Below are 15,344 nucleotides of genomic sequence, written 5' to 3'. Positions count from 1 at the left end.
TGTCCCCTCTCCAGGGTGGAGAGGGGATGACTTATCAGGAACGCCGCAGCATCAGCCACAGACTGATGGCAAAGAATGAGGCGCTGGGCAGCAGCGCGCCGATAATCGGCGGGATGCCGTACACCAGGGTCAGCGGGCCGAAGATCTGATCCAGTACATAGAACACGAAGCCGAAGCTGATACCGGTCACCACACGCACGCCCATCGGCACGCTGCGCAGCGGGCCAAAGATAAACGACAGCGCCATCAGCATCATCACCGCCACCGACAGCGGCTGGAAGATCTTGCTCCACATGTTCAGTTCATAGCGCCCGGAATCCTGGCCGCTGGACTTGAGGTATTTCACATAATCCCGCAGGCCGGTGATCGACAGCGCATCCGGATCCAACGCCACCACGCCCAGCTTGTCCGGCGTCAGGTTAGTTTTCCAGGTGCCGCTCACCGTCTGCGAGCCGGTAACCTGTTTCGGATCGCTCAGATTAGATTCATCCACCTGCGATAAACGCCACACTTTGGCATTGGGATCGAAAGTGGCGGAAGCCGCGTAACGCACCGACTGCAAACGACGCTGATCGTTAAAGCCATAGATGCTGACGCCGCCAAGGGAGGCATCGCCGGTGACGCGCTCAATATAAACAAAGTTGTTGCCGTCTTTCGCCCATAAGCCCTGCTGGGTGGAAAGCAGCGAGCCGCCGTAAAGCTGCTGCGCGCGGTAGTTACGCGCCATCTGCTCGCCCTGCGGGGCGACCCATTCGCCGATGGCCATGGTCAGCAGCACCAGCGGGATAGCGGTTTTCATCACTGACAGCGCCACCTGCATGCGGGTGAAGCCAGAGGCCTGCATCACCACCAGCTCGCTGCGCTGCGCCAGCATCCCCAGCCCCAGCAGCGCGCCTAACAACGCCGCCATCGGGAAGAAGATCTGAATATCTTTCGGGATACTGAGCACGGTATACATGCCCGCGCCCAGCGCGTCATAGCTGCCCTGCCCGGCGCGCTTGAGCTGGTCGACAAATTTGATAATGGCGGAAAGCGACACCAGCATGAACAGTGTCATCATGATGGTGGTGAAAATGGTTTTACCGATATAGCGGTCGAGTACGCGAAATGCCTGCATTATACCGCTCCTTTACGCGTGAAACGGGCGCGCAGACGGCGCATCGGCACCGTGTCCCAAAGGTTCAGACCAATCGCCAGCGCCAGATACAGCAGGTTGACGGCCCACATCCAGATCAGCGGATCGATTCGCCCTTTCGCCGCGTTCGACTTCAGCGAGGTTTGCAGCAGGAAGAACACCAGATAGAGCAGCATGGCGGGCAGCATCGACAACACGCGGCCCTGACGCGGGTTAACCACTGACAGCGGCACCACCATCAGCGCCATCATAAAGACGGTGAAGATCAGCGTTAAGCGCCAGTGCAGCTCGGCGTTGGCACGTTTGTTATCGGTGTTGAGCAGCGTACGCATGTCCATCTGCTCGGTATCGTCCGGATCCAGCGCCACGGCCTGATGGCCGATAATCGCCTGATAGTCCTGGAAGTCGGTGATACGGAAGTCGCGCAGCATCGCCGTGCCTTCAAAGCGCGTGCCCTTATTAAGCGTCACTACCTGCGAGCCATCTTTTTTCTGCGACAGCTCGCCGGAATCCGCCACCACCACTGACGGGCGGGCATTGCCTTTCGGGCGGATCTGCGCAAGGAAGACGTCGTTAAAGCGGCTGCCGTCCACGCTTTCAATAAAGAGTACGGAGTTGCCGTCGGTGGCTTGCTGGAACTGGCCCTGCGCCAGCGCCGCCATGCCAGGGTTGGCTTTGGCTTCCGCCAGCACCTCATCCTGATGACGCGCCGACCACGGCCCGGCCCACATGACGTTAACCGCCGCCACGATACCGGTCAGCAGCGCGAGGATCATCGCGGCTTTCACCAGCACGGCCTTGCCCAGGCCGCAGGCATGCATCACCGTAATTTCGCTGTCGGTGTAGAGTTTACCCAACGTCATTAACAGCCCGAGGAACAGGCTGAGCGGCAGGATCAGCTGCGCCATTTCAGGCACGCCTAAGCCCAGTAAAGAGAGCACCAGGTTTGTCGGGATCTCACCGTCCACCGCCGCGCCGAGGATCCTGACCAGCTTCTGACAGAAGAAAATCAGAAGCAGGATGAATAGGATCGCCAACTGGCTTTTGAGCGTCTCCCGCACCAAATATCTTATGATTATCACTTTAAATACGCCCGTAAAAACCCGTTTTTTGCAGGAAAATCGCTTGTTTCATGGCTTAAACGTCATTTATTCTCTTGAGTCGTTGAAATCATCGCTAAGATAACAAAACTCAGCGGATTCGCGGTTTAGAATAAGTTCTGACGTGTTGAACCGTAATAACGTTAAGATTAACACGAAGTCACCGCAACAGCGGACATGAGTTACGAAAGCTTGCAATTCTATCCGTAGCCATGGCTGTTGTCTTTAAGATTCAGGAGCGTAGTGCATGGAGTTCAGTGTAAAAAGCGGTAGCCCGGAGAAACAGCGGAGTGCCTGCATCGTTGTTGGCGTATTTGAACCACGCCGACTTTCTCCCATCGCCGAACAACTCGATAAAATAAGCGATGGCTATATCAGCGCGCTGCTGCGTCGCGGCGAACTGGAAGGCAAACCGGGACAAACGTTATTGCTTCACCACGTTCCTAATGTGCTTTCCGAACGTATTCTGCTCATCGGCTGTGGCAAAGAGCGTGAGCTGGATGAGCGTCAGTATAAGCAGGTTATTCAGAAAACGATAAATACCCTGAATGATACCGGCTCCATGGAAGCGGTCTGCTTCCTGACCGAACTGCACGTTAAAGGCCGCAATACGTACTGGAAAGTACGCCAGGCGGTGGAGACGGCAAAAGAGACGCTGTACAGCTTCGATCAGCTGAAAACCACAAAAAGCGAGCCGCGCCGTCCACTGCGTAAAATGGTGTTCAACGTGCCGACCCGCCGTGAACTGACCAGCGGCGAACGCGCTATTCAGCACGGTCTGGCGATTGCCGCCGGTATTAAAGCGGCGAAAGATCTCGGCAATATGCCGCCAAACATCTGTAATGCCGGTTATCTGGCTTCCCAGGCGCGCCAGCTGGCGGACTCCTTCAGCCAGAACGTCGTCACCCGCGTGATCGGCGAGCAGCAGATGCGCGAGCTGGGTATGCACTCCTATTTGGCGGTCGGTCAGGGTTCGCAGAATGAATCCCTGATGTCCGTTATCGAATACAAAGGCAGCAGCGACGAAGACGCGCGTCCGATTGTGCTGGTGGGTAAAGGCCTGACCTTTGACTCCGGCGGTATCTCCATCAAACCTGCCGAAGGCATGGACGAGATGAAGTACGACATGTGCGGCGCGGCGGCGGTGTACGGCGTCATGCGGATGGTGGCGGAACTCCAGCTGCCGATTAACGTCGTGGGCGTGCTGGCGGGCTGTGAAAACATGCCTGGCGGGCGCGCTTATCGTCCGGGTGATGTACTGACCACCATGTCCGGTCAGACGGTGGAAGTCCTGAATACCGACGCCGAAGGCCGTCTGGTGCTGTGCGACGTGCTGACCTACGTTGAACGTTTTGATCCGGAAGCGGTGATCGACGTGGCGACCCTCACCGGCGCCTGTGTCATCGCGCTGGGTCATCACATCACCGGTCTGTTATCGAACCACAATCCGCTGGCGCACGAACTGATCAGCGCCTCCGAACAGGCGGGCGACCGCGCGTGGCGTCTGCCGATGGCCGATGAGTTCCAGGAACAGCTGGAATCTAATTTTGCCGATATGGCGAATATTGGCGGCCGTCCTGGCGGCGCTATCACCGCGGGCTGCTTCCTGGCGCGCTTCACCCGTAAATATAACTGGGCGCACCTGGATATCGCCGGCACCGCATGGCGCTCCGGCAAAGCTAAAGGCGCGACCGGTCGTCCGGTGGCGCTGCTGTCGCAGTTCCTGCTCAATCGCGCGGGTTTTAACGGCGACGAGTGATGTAAAGTGCCGGGTGGCGGCTTCGCCTTACCCGGCCTACACGCCACTCAACCGTAGGCCGGGTAAGCGTGCGCCACCCGGCTTCACATTTAAATCCATCAAAGAAGCCCCATATCATGAAAAACGCGACGTTCTACCTTCTGGACAATGACGACACCACAGATGGCCTCAGCGCCGTTGAACAACTGGTGTGTGAAATTGCCGCGGAACGTTGGCGCAACGGCAAGCGCGTGCTGATCGCCTGCGAGGATGAGCAACAGGCGATCCGTCTTGACGAGGCCCTGTGGGCGCGTCCGGCGGAGAGTTTTGTGCCGCATAATCTGGCGGGTGAAGGACCACGGGGCGGCGCGCCGGTGGAGATCGCCTGGCCGCAAAAACGCAACAGCAGCCCGCGCGATCTGTTAATCGCTTTACGCGTTAACTTTGCAGATTTTGCCACCGCTTTCACAGAAGTGGTAGACTTCGTCCCCTACGAAGAAACTTTGAAACAACTGGCTCGCGAGCGCTATAAAGCCTATCGCCTGGCTGGTTTTAACCTGAATACGGCAACCTGGAAATAATGGAAAAGACATATAACCCACAAGATATCGAACAGCCGCTTTACGAGCACTGGGAGCAGCAGGGCTATTTCAAACCGAATGGCGATGAAAGCCAGGAAAGCTTCTGCATCATGATCCCGCCGCCGAACGTCACCGGCAGTTTGCATATGGGTCACGCCTTCCAGCAAACCATCATGGATACCCTGATCCGCTACCAGCGTATGCAGGGCAAAAATACCCTGTGGCAGGTGGGTACCGACCACGCCGGTATCGCCACGCAGATGGTGGTTGAGCGCAAAATTGCCGCCGAAGAAGGTAAAACCCGCCACGATTACGGCCGCGACGCCTTTATCGACAAAATCTGGCAGTGGAAAGCGGAATCCGGCGGCACCATTACCCGTCAGATGCGCCGCCTCGGTAACTCCGTGGACTGGGAGCGCGAGCGCTTCACCATGGACGAAGGCCTGTCCAACGCCGTAAAAGAAGTCTTCGTGCGCCTGTATAAAGAAGATCTGATTTACCGCGGTAAGCGCCTGGTGAACTGGGATCCGAAACTGCGCACCGCGATTTCCGATCTGGAAGTGGAAAACCGCGAGTCGAAAGGCTCCATGTGGCACATCCGCTATCCGCTGGCTGACGGCGCGAAAACCGCCGACGGCAAAGATTACCTGGTGGTCGCCACTACCCGTCCGGAAACCCTGCTGGGCGATACCGGCGTGGCGGTTAACCCGGAGGATCCGCGTTATAAAGATCTGATCGGCAAATTCGTCATGCTGCCGCTGGTGGATCGTCGCATCCCGATCGTCGGCGATGAGCACGCGGACATGACCAAAGGCACCGGCTGCGTGAAGATCACCCCGGCGCACGATTTTAACGACTACGAAGTGGGTCGTCGTCACCAGCTGCCGATGATCAACATTCTGACCTTTGACGGCGACATCCGTGACGTGGCCGAAGTGTATGACACCAAAGGCAACGAATCCGACGTTTACTCAGGCGCGATCCCGGCGCAGTTCCAGAAGCTGGAACGTTTTGCTGCCCGTAAAGCGGTAGTGGCGGCGGTTGACGCCCTCGGCCTGCTGGAAGAGATCAAACCGCACGACCTGACCGTGCCTTACGGCGACCGTGGCGGCGTGGTGATCGAGCCGATGCTGACCGACCAGTGGTATGTCCGTGCGGACGTGCTGGCGAAACCGGCGGTGGAAGCAGTAGAAAACGGCGATATCCAGTTTGTGCCGAAGCAGTACGAAAACATGTACTTCTCCTGGATGCGCGACATTCAGGACTGGTGTATCTCCCGCCAGCTGTGGTGGGGTCACCGTATTCCGGCATGGTACGACAACGACGGCAACGTCTACGTTGGCCGCAGCGAAGAAGAAGTGCGCAGCGAAAACAACCTCTCTGCGAACGTTGCCCTGCGCCAGGACGAAGACGTGCTGGACACCTGGTTCTCCTCCGCGCTCTGGACCTTCTCCACCCTCGGCTGGCCGGAAAACACTGACGCGCTGCGCCAGTTCCACCCGACCTCGGTGATGGTGTCCGGCTTCGACATTATCTTCTTCTGGATCGCGCGCATGATCATGATGACCATGCACTTCATCAAAGATGAAAACGGCAAGCCGCAGGTACCGTTTAAAACCGTCTACATGACCGGTCTTATCCGCGATGACGAAGGCCAGAAGATGTCCAAATCCAAGGGTAACGTCATTGACCCGCTGGATATGGTGGACGGCATCTCCCTGCCGGATCTGCTGGAAAAACGCACCGGCAACATGATGCAGCCGCAGCTGGCGGAAAAAATCGCCAAGCGTACCGAGAAACAGTTCCCGGACGGCATCGAGCCGCACGGTACCGACGCCCTGCGTTTCACCCTGGCGGCGCTGGCCTCGACCGGCCGCGACATCAACTGGGACATGAAGCGCCTGGAAGGTTACCGTAACTTCTGTAACAAACTGTGGAACGCCAGCCGCTTTGTGCTGATGAACACCGAAGATCAGGATTGTGGCTTCAATGGCGGCGAACTGACGCTGTCGCTGGCGGATCGCTGGATCCTCGCCGAGTTCAACCGTACGGTGAAAGCCTACCGTGAAGCGCTGGACAGCTACCGCTTTGATATTGCCGCGGGCATTCTGTACGAGTTCACCTGGAACCAGTTCTGCGACTGGTATCTGGAGCTGACCAAGCCGGTAATGAACGGCGGTTCCGAAGCGGAACTGCGCGGCACGCGTAATACGCTGGTGACGGTGCTGGAAGGTCTGCTGCGTCTGGCGCACCCGATTATTCCGTTCATCACCGAAACCATCTGGCAGCGCGTGAAAGTGCTGAAAGGCATTACCGCCGACACCATCATGCTGCAACCCTTCCCGCAGTTTGACGCGGCGCTGGCAGACGACGCGGCGCTGGCGGATACCGAGTGGCTGAAACAGGCGATCGTCGCGGTGCGTAATATTCGCGCTGAGATGAACCTCTCCCCTGCCAAACCGCTGGCGCTGCTGCTGCGCGGTTGCAGCGATGAGGTTATCCGTCGCGTGACGGAAAACCGCAGCTTCCTGCAAACCCTGGCGCGTCTGGAGAGCATTACCGTGCTGCCTGCCGACGACAAAGGGCCGGTATCGGTCACCAAAATCGTTGACGGCGCTGAGCTGCTGATCCCAATGGCCGGTCTGGTGGACAAAGCCGCTGAGCTGGAGCGTCTGGCGAAAGAAGTGGCGAAGATCGAGCAGGAAATCGCGAAAATCGAAAGCAAACTGGGTAACGAAGGTTTTGTGGCGCGCGCGCCGGAAGCCGTGGTTGCCAAAGAGCGCGAGCGTCTGGACGGATTCGCCCAGGCCAAAGCGAAGCTGATTGAGCAGCAGGGCGTGATCGCCGCGCTGTAAGCGGTTCATCGTGAATAAAAAACCGGGCCGCTGCGCCCGGTTTTTTTATGCCTTTTATTGCGTGGCGTTGCGGATGCTTTCCAGCCGCTCCTGCATCGCCGGATGCGTGCTGAGCCAGTCCGGGATCGCCCACTTGTCGTCATCCTTGCCCTGCTCGCCCAGCGCGGTGAAAATTTGCAGCATCGCGCTTAACGGTCGTCCCTGGCGCTGCATTTCCGCCAGCGCAAAGCGATCCGCTTCGCTCTCCATACTGCGTGAGAAGCGCATCTCGTTCACCAGCACCGCTGACTGCAACAGGGTATCGCCGATGCCGCTGACGTCGCCCATCACCCACATCAGGGTGATGGAGATCAGCGACGAGCGCACCACCATCTGCATGGAGTGCCGGTAACGGTAATGGCCGATCTCATGCAGCATCACGGCGGCCAGCGCATCGTCGCTTTTCGCCAGCCGCACCAGCTGGTCGCTGAGCATCATGGTGCCATCCGGCAGCATTAACGCATTCGCCCCGAGCGGGAAATGCATGATGCGCAGGCGCAGGCCCGTCTGATCGCGCATATCCTGCGGGATCACCGTCCGGAACAGCGTCTGCAACTGCTGCTGGCGCGCAGTACTCAGTTTGCTCTCCGTCAGCCCCTGCTCTTCCAGATAAGCGGCGCTGTAGCGGCCAAGCTGCTGCTCAATGCTCACCGGTAATTGATGGGCGATAACGCCGCTCAGCCACGGCAGCAGCACCCAGACGTAAAATACCCCCACCAGCACGGTGGCGAGCAGCATCGCCACCACGCCGCGTTTGTGCTGCTCTAAGCGGTGGACCAGCCCCGGACGCCGGTGGCGGAAATACCACTGGCGAAACGCCTTATCGTCACCCGGCGCAAAACGGCCGCCGTCGGCAAAGGTGAGCGACAACGGAATATCTCCCAGCGCCTCTGACACGGTCAGCGCCGCCAGCGGGTACGTCTCGTCGCCGCTATCCCGGTGCAGCGTCACCGCCCCGTCATGCAACGTCAGACGGGCCGCCTCACGGGCAGCCCGACCGGGATACTGATAAAAGCCGCTGAGATCACAGCCCGACATTGATATCCAGCGCCTGCACCAGCTCTTCCGTCACGGCAGCGGGAGCCTGTTCACCGTGGGCGCGTACGGTCAGCAGATCCAGATCCCCTTCCACCTCCAGCGTTTGCAGCAGGTAACGCGCATGACGCACATGAGCAAACGGCGAGGCAATGCCTAAAGAGAAGATAACGATCAGCGCATTGGTGAACAGCAGGCCGAGGTAGGAGGTGAATTTCATGCTGGAGTGCAGACGCAGCGCGCCGCCGTTCAGCGTGGTCTGATTTGCCACGTAATTACGGTGCGCCACAATCAGCCAGGCCGCCGCCATCATGCCACCCGCCAGCGCCACCACATAAGCCAGAATAATCAGGCCTATATTGCTGAGCACCATCATGGCGATCGCATCTTCAGAACCACCGTAGACGCTCGCCTGCATAATGGAGTAAAACATTTTGGCGAAGATCAGCCCAAGAATAATCAGCACCGGCACCACAAAGAGCGCGGCTTTAAAGGCCATTTTGACAAAGGCGTCTTTATTCATGTCGCCTTTGAACGCGGCATCGCCAAAGAAAAGGTTGTTCACGTAGAGGTCGTAAGTCAGCGCGGAATTAATCCCCTGAATGAGGATCGCGCCCGGCACAAAAATCACCACCATCAGCAGAATACCCAGCATCGGGTTGGTGAAAAAATTCACCAGCGACACGATAACAATCAGCGCCGCGAAAGCCAGCAGCGGGAAGCCGAGGAATACCCAGTAGGCGCGACCAACGCGGCAGAGGTAGTTAAAACGCACGCCGCGGTAGCTGGACATAATGGCATTGAAGCGCCAGCTGCGGATAATAATCCACGGCAGTAACGCAATAAACGCCAGCATGATCACCATTCCCAGCACTTCACTTGCCATGAAACAAAGGTAGAAAATAACGATGCCAACAAAGGCGATGATACGACCGACCAGAATTTGCATCGGACGGGCATGATAATCAAAGCGATCGCCCGCCAGCTCGGTATTGCCATAAAAATAACGGTAGGTTCTGACTTTCGCCCAGGCGGAATATATGCCAAGGGTAATAACAGACAAGAAGATATTCACCAGCCATATTGTAAAATAGTTACCGCCATCCCCGTGAAACTTGATTTGATGACGCTGTGTTTTAGTTAAGGAATCCATACTTTTTCGTCCTGAAATGAATGATTAAAACCCTTATTACAAGGGGGAATTAACGTCACGCAGCACAATGTACTGCGCTGAACTTCATTGCCGTATACCGGCAATAAAATGGAAAAGTGTTAATGCAGGCTTTTATTTTTCATCCCGCGAGGTCTGTTTTATAGTGGGGGCTTGTCCAAAGACTTTTACTGTCCCACGTTTCCAGGTTATCCCATGCAGAATAATGCACTCAGTATGACAGGCGAATTACGGCTTCGCCCTCTCCAGGAAAATGATAATCCGGCCATTGCCCGCGTGATCCGCGAGGTTTCGGCTGAATTCGGACTCACGGCGGATAAAGGCTACACCGTGGCCGATCCGAATCTGGACGCGTTGTTCCAGCTCTACAGCCAGCCACGCCATGCTTACTGGGTGGTGGAGCAGGACGGCCAGGTAATGGGCGGCGGTGGTATCGCGCCGCTGACCTGTAGCGATCCGGACATTTGCGAACTGCAAAAAATGTATTTCCTGCCGGGCATTCGCGGTAAAGGCCTGGCGCGCCAGCTCGCCCTTTCTGCCCTGGATTTCGCCCGTGAGCAGGGTTTTACCCGCTGCTACCTCGAAACCACGGCCTTCCTTAAAGACGCCATTGCGCTCTATGAGCGCCTGGGCTTTGCGCATATCGACGCGCCGCTGGGCTGCACCGGGCACGTGGACTGCGAAGTCCGCATGCTGAAAGCGTTGTAATACTCGTTAACAGGCCCTCCCTTTTCGGGAGGGCCACCAGAGAGGCGTTATTGCGCCATCATAAAACGCACAATACCCGCGGCTTTATCAGCCGGTAGCGCCAGCACATTGCTCCACATCTCTTCCACCATATCGCAGGTCAGCTTCTCTTTGCCCACGCCCTTCTGCGGCTCAGACAAGATGGCCACATCATCGCCATATTTTTTCACCAGCGTGGCGGCAACGGCCTGAAGATCCTGCTGGGCGCGTTCACGCTCCTGCGGCGTCGCAGTGTGTTTGCCCGCGCCGTATGCCGAACGCATCATATCGGCGTCCACGGTGGCGCGGTAGGTCAGCATCTCTTTGGACAGTACACGCATCGGATTGATACCGCCTTTCACGTTCGGGAACAGGAAGCGGTAGCAGTCATCGTCACTCACCTTCTGGATCGCCGCCGTCTGCTCCATATTCACTTTCATATAGCGCACCACCTGATCGTCCGGCGCCGATTGCAGACGCGAGATCTGGATCTGCAAAATTTCCGGCTGGATGACGTCGATGATTTGTTGCTCCGTTTTGCCCTCTTTCTGCATAGCCAGCGCGCGGCCACGCAGCTTCGACCAGTACTCCGGCTCCTGCTCTTTTAGCACTGTAAAGGAGGGAAATTGCGCCATCGCGGCGTCAAACTTCTGCTCCTCGGTGAGTCCGGATTGCGAGGGACGGGAACCGATAAAAAAACCGACGGCAGTGGCGACAACAAGTACGACGATAAGGGATATGACGATCCGTGACAGTTTCATCCTGACTCTCTGTATAGGTTGTTAAAAAGTTATAGTGAAAAAAAGGAGAGGTATGTTACGCAACATCGGATTCGGTCGCACCTGCCAGAAATTGGTGCATTTGAGGGCGTTTTGGTGGGAATGCCTGCGGGAAAGGTGGTACGGCAGCAGGCGCTGCCGCACTTTTACTTAGTGGCGAACGCCGTCGTCGTCTTCGTCCAGCAGATCTTCATCGTCGTCGCCTTCTTCGCCGTTAGGATCCTCGTAGTAGGTGCCCCAGCCGTCGTATTCAACGTCGAATTTTTCTGCCAGCGTCATCAGTTGCTCAACCTGCGCATCAATCAGCTCTGCCTTGAGTGCGGATTCGCTGAGGATGTCACAGCAGATCACCACTTCGCCTTCTTCCACTTCCAGCTCTTCCGGCTCGGTGACTTCATAACCCAGTTTGAACGCCTCGACCGCCACTTTCTCCAGCGTTTCGAAATCGTCAGCGGAAAGGTGGTGCTCGATGGTGTACAGCGCGTCAGGATCGCTGCCGTCTTCCAGCAGTTCTTCAATAATCAAACGCGTTTCTTCGCGTTGCTCTTCCAGTTGCTCCGGGTTTGCCATGGATCGTTCCTCATAATGTGCGGCAGATACTCTTATTTTCACACACCGCTGACAATGCCTCCACTCCTGACCGAAAAGATTTGTTAAACAGGGTTGCAAATGAATATTTACACATATAAAGTGAATTTTAATTCAATAAGTGGCCTAAGCCATGTGAGGGAAATATGTCTGCATTATTCCGGAAGCACTTTCTTAAACTGCTCGATTTTACACCCGCTGAAATCCACACCCTGCTGGCGCTCGCCGCGCAACTGAAAGCCGATAAGAAAAAAGGTAAAGAAGTACAGCAGCTTACTGGTAAAAACATCGCGCTCATCTTCGAAAAAGACTCAACCCGCACCCGATGCTCTTTCGAAGTTGCCGCATTTGACCAGGGAGCACGCGTCACCTATCTCGGCCCTGCCGGTAGTCAAATTGGGCATAAAGAATCAATTAAGGATACCGCCCGCGTGCTGGGACGCATGTACGACGGCATTCAGTACCGGGGTTTCGGGCAGGAAGTTGTTGAAACGCTGGCAGAATATGCTGGCGTGCCGGTATGGAACGGCCTGACCAACGAATTCCACCCGACGCAATTGCTGGCGGATCTGCTCACCATGCAGGAGCATCTGCCGGGCAAAGCCTTTAATGAGATGACGCTGGTATATGCCGGTGATGCGCGTAACAACATGGGCAACTCGATGCTGGAAGCCGCCGCGCTGGTCGGGCTGGATCTGCGTCTGGTCGCACCCAAAGCCTGCTGGCCGGACGCGAGCCTGGTGGCCGAGTGCACGGCGCTGGCGGTGAAAAACGGCGGCAATATCACGCTGACGGAAGATGTCGCCGCGGGCGTGAAAGGCGCTGACTTTATCTATACCGACGTCTGGGTATCGATGGGCGAAGCCAAAGAGAAGTGGGCGGAGCGCATTGCACTACTGCGCGGCTACCAGGTGAACCGCCAGATGCTGACGCTGACCGGCAATTCGCAGGTGAAATTCCTGCACTGCCTGCCCGCGTTTCATGACGATCAGACCACGCTCGGCAAGCAGATGGCGGAGACCTATGGCCTTCGTGGCGGCATGGAAGTCACCGACGAGGTGTTTGAATCGGCAAACAGCGTGGTGTTTGATCAGGCGGAAAACCGTATGCACACCATTAAAGCGGTGATGGTGGCGACCCTGGCGGAGTGATGTATCGCCCGGCGGCGCAAGCTTGCCGGGCCTACGGTTAACATCGATGTTGAAGATGTTGTAGGCCGGGTCAGGCGCAGCCGCCACCCGGCAATACCATTACGCCACCAGCAGTTTCACCACCACTTTACGCACCGGCGCGGCCTCGCCTACGGCGCACAGCGGTTTATGCACTTCCCCCGGATAGAACACCACAAAATCCCCTTCGCTCAGCACCACCGTTTTTTCCTGCTCGCCTGCCGGTAAAAACGCGATGTCCTTATCCGCCAGCCAGTCGGTATCCGGCGTACCGTTCGGCAGGGTGCTGAAGGTCATTCCTTCCTGCCCCTTCAGCACGATCTGAATATCCAGATAGCGCGCGTGATACTCGGCGCGGCGCTCGGCGAACGGCTGCGTCATATCGTCAGACACCAGATAAAACAGGCGCGAGCCATCAATATCATGCTTCCCGGTCGGGGTTGCGTCCGTAACGTGCTGCTTAACGTAGTCGATAGCCTGTGCCAGTTCCTGCGGCAGCCAGGACTGAAGATTATGGATGTTGCCAACGATCATGATGAACCCCTCATATAAAACACTGTTTCATTTTTATGTGTTATACGAAAAATCCTTTTGCTGCACCACCTCTAAATGGAAAAGATTTGCGATAACGCATGTTTATCTGCAAGCCTGTTACCAGACTGTTAACGATGCGTCCGGGCGTATGCAGTAATACTGCATAACTTTTTGCGCCGGCTTTGCACCTTGCTCTGCAACCTGCTGAAAATAATGTAATTATCAAAAAAACCACTTACTGCTCACATTTTGCCGTACGGCATATTCAGGCACACCATTTCATATTTATTTTTTAATTCGACTTAATGCCGCAATAATTTATTAGCCATTTTGCATATTCATGCGAACATCTTTATTTTATCCATAAATTTCAGCATGATAGATAAAATATAATTAATGAGTCAATGTACAAAACATTAACAACTAAAAATAATGACAGCAATTAATGCGTAGCAATGCACCGCTTTAAAATAGCCATTTGAGTATTCTCTGATGCCCGTCATGCAATAAGAAATAAACCTCAACAGTGCCGGTTTCACGTGAGCAATATCACATTATTAATAGCGACAGCCATTAGTATTACCGCCGAATTCACCTGAATACGAAGGGTTATGAAAATAGTCTTTTCATAACGCTGGCCCCTTTATTTCTAAAAAAGTGCAAGGAATAAATATGGAAAAGCATTATGTCGGTTCTGAAATTGGCCAATTGCGTAGCGTGATGTTGCATCGCCCCAATCTTAGCCTGAAAAGACTGACGCCATCGAATTGCCAGGAGTTGTTATTTGATGACGTGTTATCGGTTGAGCGTGCAGGCGAGGAGCACGATATTTTTGCCACTACGCTGCGCGATCAGGGCGTGGAAGTGTTACTGCTCACCGATCTGCTCACCCAGACGCTGGACGTCCCGGACGCCAAAGGCTGGCTGTTGCAAACCCAGGTGTCGGATTACCGCCTCGGGCCTGCCTTTGCCGCCGACGTGCGCGGCTGGCTGGCGGATATGCCGCATCGCGAACTGGCGCGGCGTTTAAGCGGCGGCCTGACCTACGGCGAAATACCGGCCTTTATTAAAAATATGGTGGTGGATACCCATTCAGCGAATGACTTTATTATGAAGCCGCTGCCTAACCATTTATTTACCCGCGATACCTCCTGCTGGATCTATAACGGCGTGTCTATTAACCCGATGGCGAAACCGGCGCGTCAGCGGGAAACCAATAATCTGCGCGCCATTTATCGCTGGCATCCACAGTTTGCCGACGGCGATTTTATTAAATACTTCGGCGATGAAAATATTAATTATGACCATGCCACCATCGAAGGCGGTGACGTATTAGTCATTGGCCGCGGCGCGGTATTAATCGGTATGTCGGAACGCACCACGCCGCAGGGGGTGGAATTCCTCGCCAGCGCCCTGTTTAAACATCGCCAGGCCGAGCGGGTGATCGCCGTGGAACTGCCGAAGCACCGCTCCTGTATGCACCTCGATACCGTGATGACCCATATAGACGTCGATACCTTCTCCGTCTACCCGGAAGTGGTGCGCAAAGACGCCCAGTGCTGGACGCTGACCCCGGACGGACGCGGCGGCATCAGCCGTTTACAGGAGCCTGGCCTGTTGCCTGCACTGGAAAAAGCCCTGGGCGTGACGCAGATCCGCCTGATCACCACCGGCGGCGACGCCTTTGAAGCGGAACGCGAACAGTGGAACGACGCCAACAATGTGTTAACCCTGCGCCCCGGCGTGGTGGTGGGCTATGAGCGCAACATCTGGACCAACGAAAAATACGATAAGGCAGGCATCACCGTGCTGCCAATCCCCGGCGACGAACTGGGCCGCGGTCGCGGCGGCGCGCGTTGCATGAGCTGCCCGCTTGAACGCGACGGCATTTAAG

General features: G+C 56.1%; 15 protein-coding genes. 7 read left to right on the top strand and 8 right to left on the bottom strand.

Going from position 1 to position 15,344, the window contains the following annotated elements; all coding sequences use genetic code 11:
- Positions 1-34: 34 nt before the first annotated feature.
- The 3 genes from lptG to BMF08_RS21325 form a co-directional block, all read right to left on the bottom strand.
- Complete coding sequence (lptG, locus tag BMF08_RS08220) at positions 35-1,117, bottom strand: LPS export ABC transporter permease LptG (protein ID WP_072570375.1); 1,083 nt, start codon at positions 1,115-1,117, stop codon at positions 35-37.
- On the bottom strand, positions 1,117-2,217 hold the full coding sequence (lptF, locus tag BMF08_RS08215) for an LPS export ABC transporter permease LptF (RefSeq protein WP_072570374.1): 1,101 nt from the start codon (positions 2,215-2,217) through the stop codon (positions 1,117-1,119). Before lptF ends, lptG begins: the two co-directional genes overlap by 1 nt.
- A 62-nt stretch (positions 2,218-2,279) precedes the next feature.
- On the bottom strand, positions 2,280-2,330 hold the full coding sequence (locus tag BMF08_RS21325; protein WP_212817365.1) for a hypothetical protein: 51 nt from the start codon (positions 2,328-2,330) through the stop codon (positions 2,280-2,282).
- Between the two features lie 152 nt (positions 2,331-2,482).
- Between BMF08_RS21325 and pepA the strand changes: the two genes are divergently transcribed.
- From pepA to BMF08_RS08195, 3 genes are all read left to right on the top strand, one after another.
- Positions 2,483-3,994 (top strand): leucyl aminopeptidase, encoded by a 1,512-nt coding sequence (pepA, locus tag BMF08_RS08205; RefSeq protein ID WP_072570373.1) that lies wholly within the window; start codon positions 2,483-2,485, stop codon positions 3,992-3,994.
- A 116-nt stretch (positions 3,995-4,110) separates the two neighbouring features.
- Positions 4,111-4,554, top strand: a complete 444-nt coding sequence (holC, locus tag BMF08_RS08200) for a DNA polymerase III subunit chi (protein WP_072570372.1) — start codon at positions 4,111-4,113, stop codon at positions 4,552-4,554.
- Entirely contained in the window at positions 4,554-7,409 is a 2,856-nt protein-coding gene (locus tag BMF08_RS08195; RefSeq protein WP_072570371.1) for a valine--tRNA ligase, read from the top strand. Before holC ends, BMF08_RS08195 begins: the two co-directional genes overlap by 1 nt.
- Before the next feature lie 54 nt (positions 7,410-7,463).
- Here the strand turns inward: BMF08_RS08195 and BMF08_RS08190 are convergent, their stop codons facing one another.
- On the bottom strand, positions 7,464-8,486 hold the full coding sequence (locus BMF08_RS08190; protein WP_072570370.1) for a M48 family metallopeptidase: 1,023 nt from the start codon (positions 8,484-8,486) through the stop codon (positions 7,464-7,466).
- Positions 8,473-9,636 carry a YjgN family protein gene (locus tag BMF08_RS08185; protein ID WP_072570369.1) on the bottom strand — a complete coding sequence of 388 codons (1,164 nt, stop codon included), beginning with the start codon at positions 9,634-9,636 and terminating at the stop codon, positions 8,473-8,475. Before BMF08_RS08185 ends, BMF08_RS08190 begins: the two co-directional genes overlap by 14 nt.
- Positions 9,637-9,849: 213 nt before the next feature.
- Here BMF08_RS08185 and BMF08_RS08180 point away from each other — a divergent pair, with 213 nt between their 5' ends.
- A complete protein-coding gene (locus BMF08_RS08180) occupies positions 9,850-10,362 on the top strand; it encodes a GNAT family N-acetyltransferase (protein ID WP_072570368.1) in 513 nt (170 codons plus the stop codon).
- 47 nt (positions 10,363-10,409) lie between these two features.
- On the opposite strand, the gene BMF08_RS08175 is transcribed toward BMF08_RS08180, so the two are convergent.
- Positions 10,410-11,141: a topoisomerase II gene (locus BMF08_RS08175; protein ID WP_321988526.1), complete on the bottom strand. Its 732-nt coding sequence runs from the start codon at positions 11,139-11,141 to the stop codon at positions 10,410-10,412.
- Positions 11,142-11,309: 168 nt separating this feature from the next.
- Positions 11,310-11,729: a ribonuclease E inhibitor RraB gene (gene rraB / locus BMF08_RS08170; protein WP_072570367.1), complete on the bottom strand. Its 420-nt coding sequence runs from the start codon at positions 11,727-11,729 to the stop codon at positions 11,310-11,312.
- 99 nt (positions 11,730-11,828) lie between these two features.
- On the opposite strand from rraB, the gene argL reads away from it, so the two are divergent.
- Positions 11,829-11,984: a putative translational regulatory protein ArgL gene (gene argL, locus BMF08_RS21450; protein WP_412176336.1), complete on the top strand. Its 156-nt coding sequence runs from the start codon at positions 11,829-11,831 to the stop codon at positions 11,982-11,984.
- Positions 11,927-12,898, top strand: a complete 972-nt coding sequence (gene argF, locus BMF08_RS08165) for an ornithine carbamoyltransferase (protein ID WP_442778382.1) — start codon at positions 11,927-11,929, stop codon at positions 12,896-12,898. The genes argL and argF overlap by 58 nt, the downstream gene beginning before the upstream one ends.
- A gap of 99 nt (positions 12,899-12,997) precedes the next feature.
- Here the strand turns inward: argF and BMF08_RS08160 are convergent, their stop codons facing one another.
- Positions 12,998-13,450, bottom strand: a complete 453-nt coding sequence (locus tag BMF08_RS08160) for a YhcH/YjgK/YiaL family protein (protein WP_072570365.1) — start codon at positions 13,448-13,450, stop codon at positions 12,998-13,000.
- A 672-nt stretch (positions 13,451-14,122) separates the two neighbouring features.
- On the opposite strand from BMF08_RS08160, the gene arcA reads away from it, so the two are divergent.
- A complete protein-coding gene (gene arcA / locus BMF08_RS08155; protein WP_072570364.1) occupies positions 14,123-15,343 on the top strand; it encodes an arginine deiminase in 1,221 nt (406 codons plus the stop codon).
- The last annotated feature ends 1 nt before the right edge of the window (position 15,344 follow it).

Origin of the sequence: Enterobacter sp. SA187, assembly GCF_001888805.2 — a bacterium.
Classification (GTDB): domain Bacteria; phylum Pseudomonadota; class Gammaproteobacteria; order Enterobacterales; family Enterobacteriaceae; genus Enterobacter_D.
This window is presented reverse-complemented; position numbering and strand designations above follow the sequence as displayed.

What these genes read in the sequence shown, in the direction of transcription:
- argL (WP_412176336.1), top strand. Translation starts at nt 11,829, where the DNA reads ATGAATATTTACACATATAAAGTGAATTTTAATTCAATAAGTGGCCTA.
- BMF08_RS08160 (WP_072570365.1), bottom strand. Translation starts at nt 13,450, where the DNA reads ATGATCGTTGGCAACATCCATAATCTTCAGTCCTGGCTGCCGCAGGAA.
- arcA (WP_072570364.1), top strand. Translation starts at nt 14,123, where the DNA reads ATGGAAAAGCATTATGTCGGTTCTGAAATTGGCCAATTGCGTAGCGTG.
- holC (WP_072570372.1), top strand. Translation starts at nt 4,111, where the DNA reads ATGAAAAACGCGACGTTCTACCTTCTGGACAATGACGACACCACAGAT.
- BMF08_RS08175 (WP_321988526.1), bottom strand. Translation starts at nt 11,141, where the DNA reads ATGAAACTGTCACGGATCGTCATATCCCTTATCGTCGTACTTGTTGTC.
- BMF08_RS08185 (WP_072570369.1), bottom strand. Translation starts at nt 9,636, where the DNA reads ATGGATTCCTTAACTAAAACACAGCGTCATCAAATCAAGTTTCACGGG.
- BMF08_RS08195 (WP_072570371.1), top strand. Translation starts at nt 4,554, where the DNA reads ATGGAAAAGACATATAACCCACAAGATATCGAACAGCCGCTTTACGAG.
- lptG (WP_072570375.1), bottom strand. Translation starts at nt 1,117, where the DNA reads ATGCAGGCATTTCGCGTACTCGACCGCTATATCGGTAAAACCATTTTC.
- BMF08_RS08190 (WP_072570370.1), bottom strand. Translation starts at nt 8,486, where the DNA reads ATGTCGGGCTGTGATCTCAGCGGCTTTTATCAGTATCCCGGTCGGGCT.
- rraB (WP_072570367.1), bottom strand. Translation starts at nt 11,729, where the DNA reads ATGGCAAACCCGGAGCAACTGGAAGAGCAACGCGAAGAAACGCGTTTG.
- pepA (WP_072570373.1), top strand. Translation starts at nt 2,483, where the DNA reads ATGGAGTTCAGTGTAAAAAGCGGTAGCCCGGAGAAACAGCGGAGTGCC.
- BMF08_RS08180 (WP_072570368.1), top strand. Translation starts at nt 9,850, where the DNA reads ATGCAGAATAATGCACTCAGTATGACAGGCGAATTACGGCTTCGCCCT.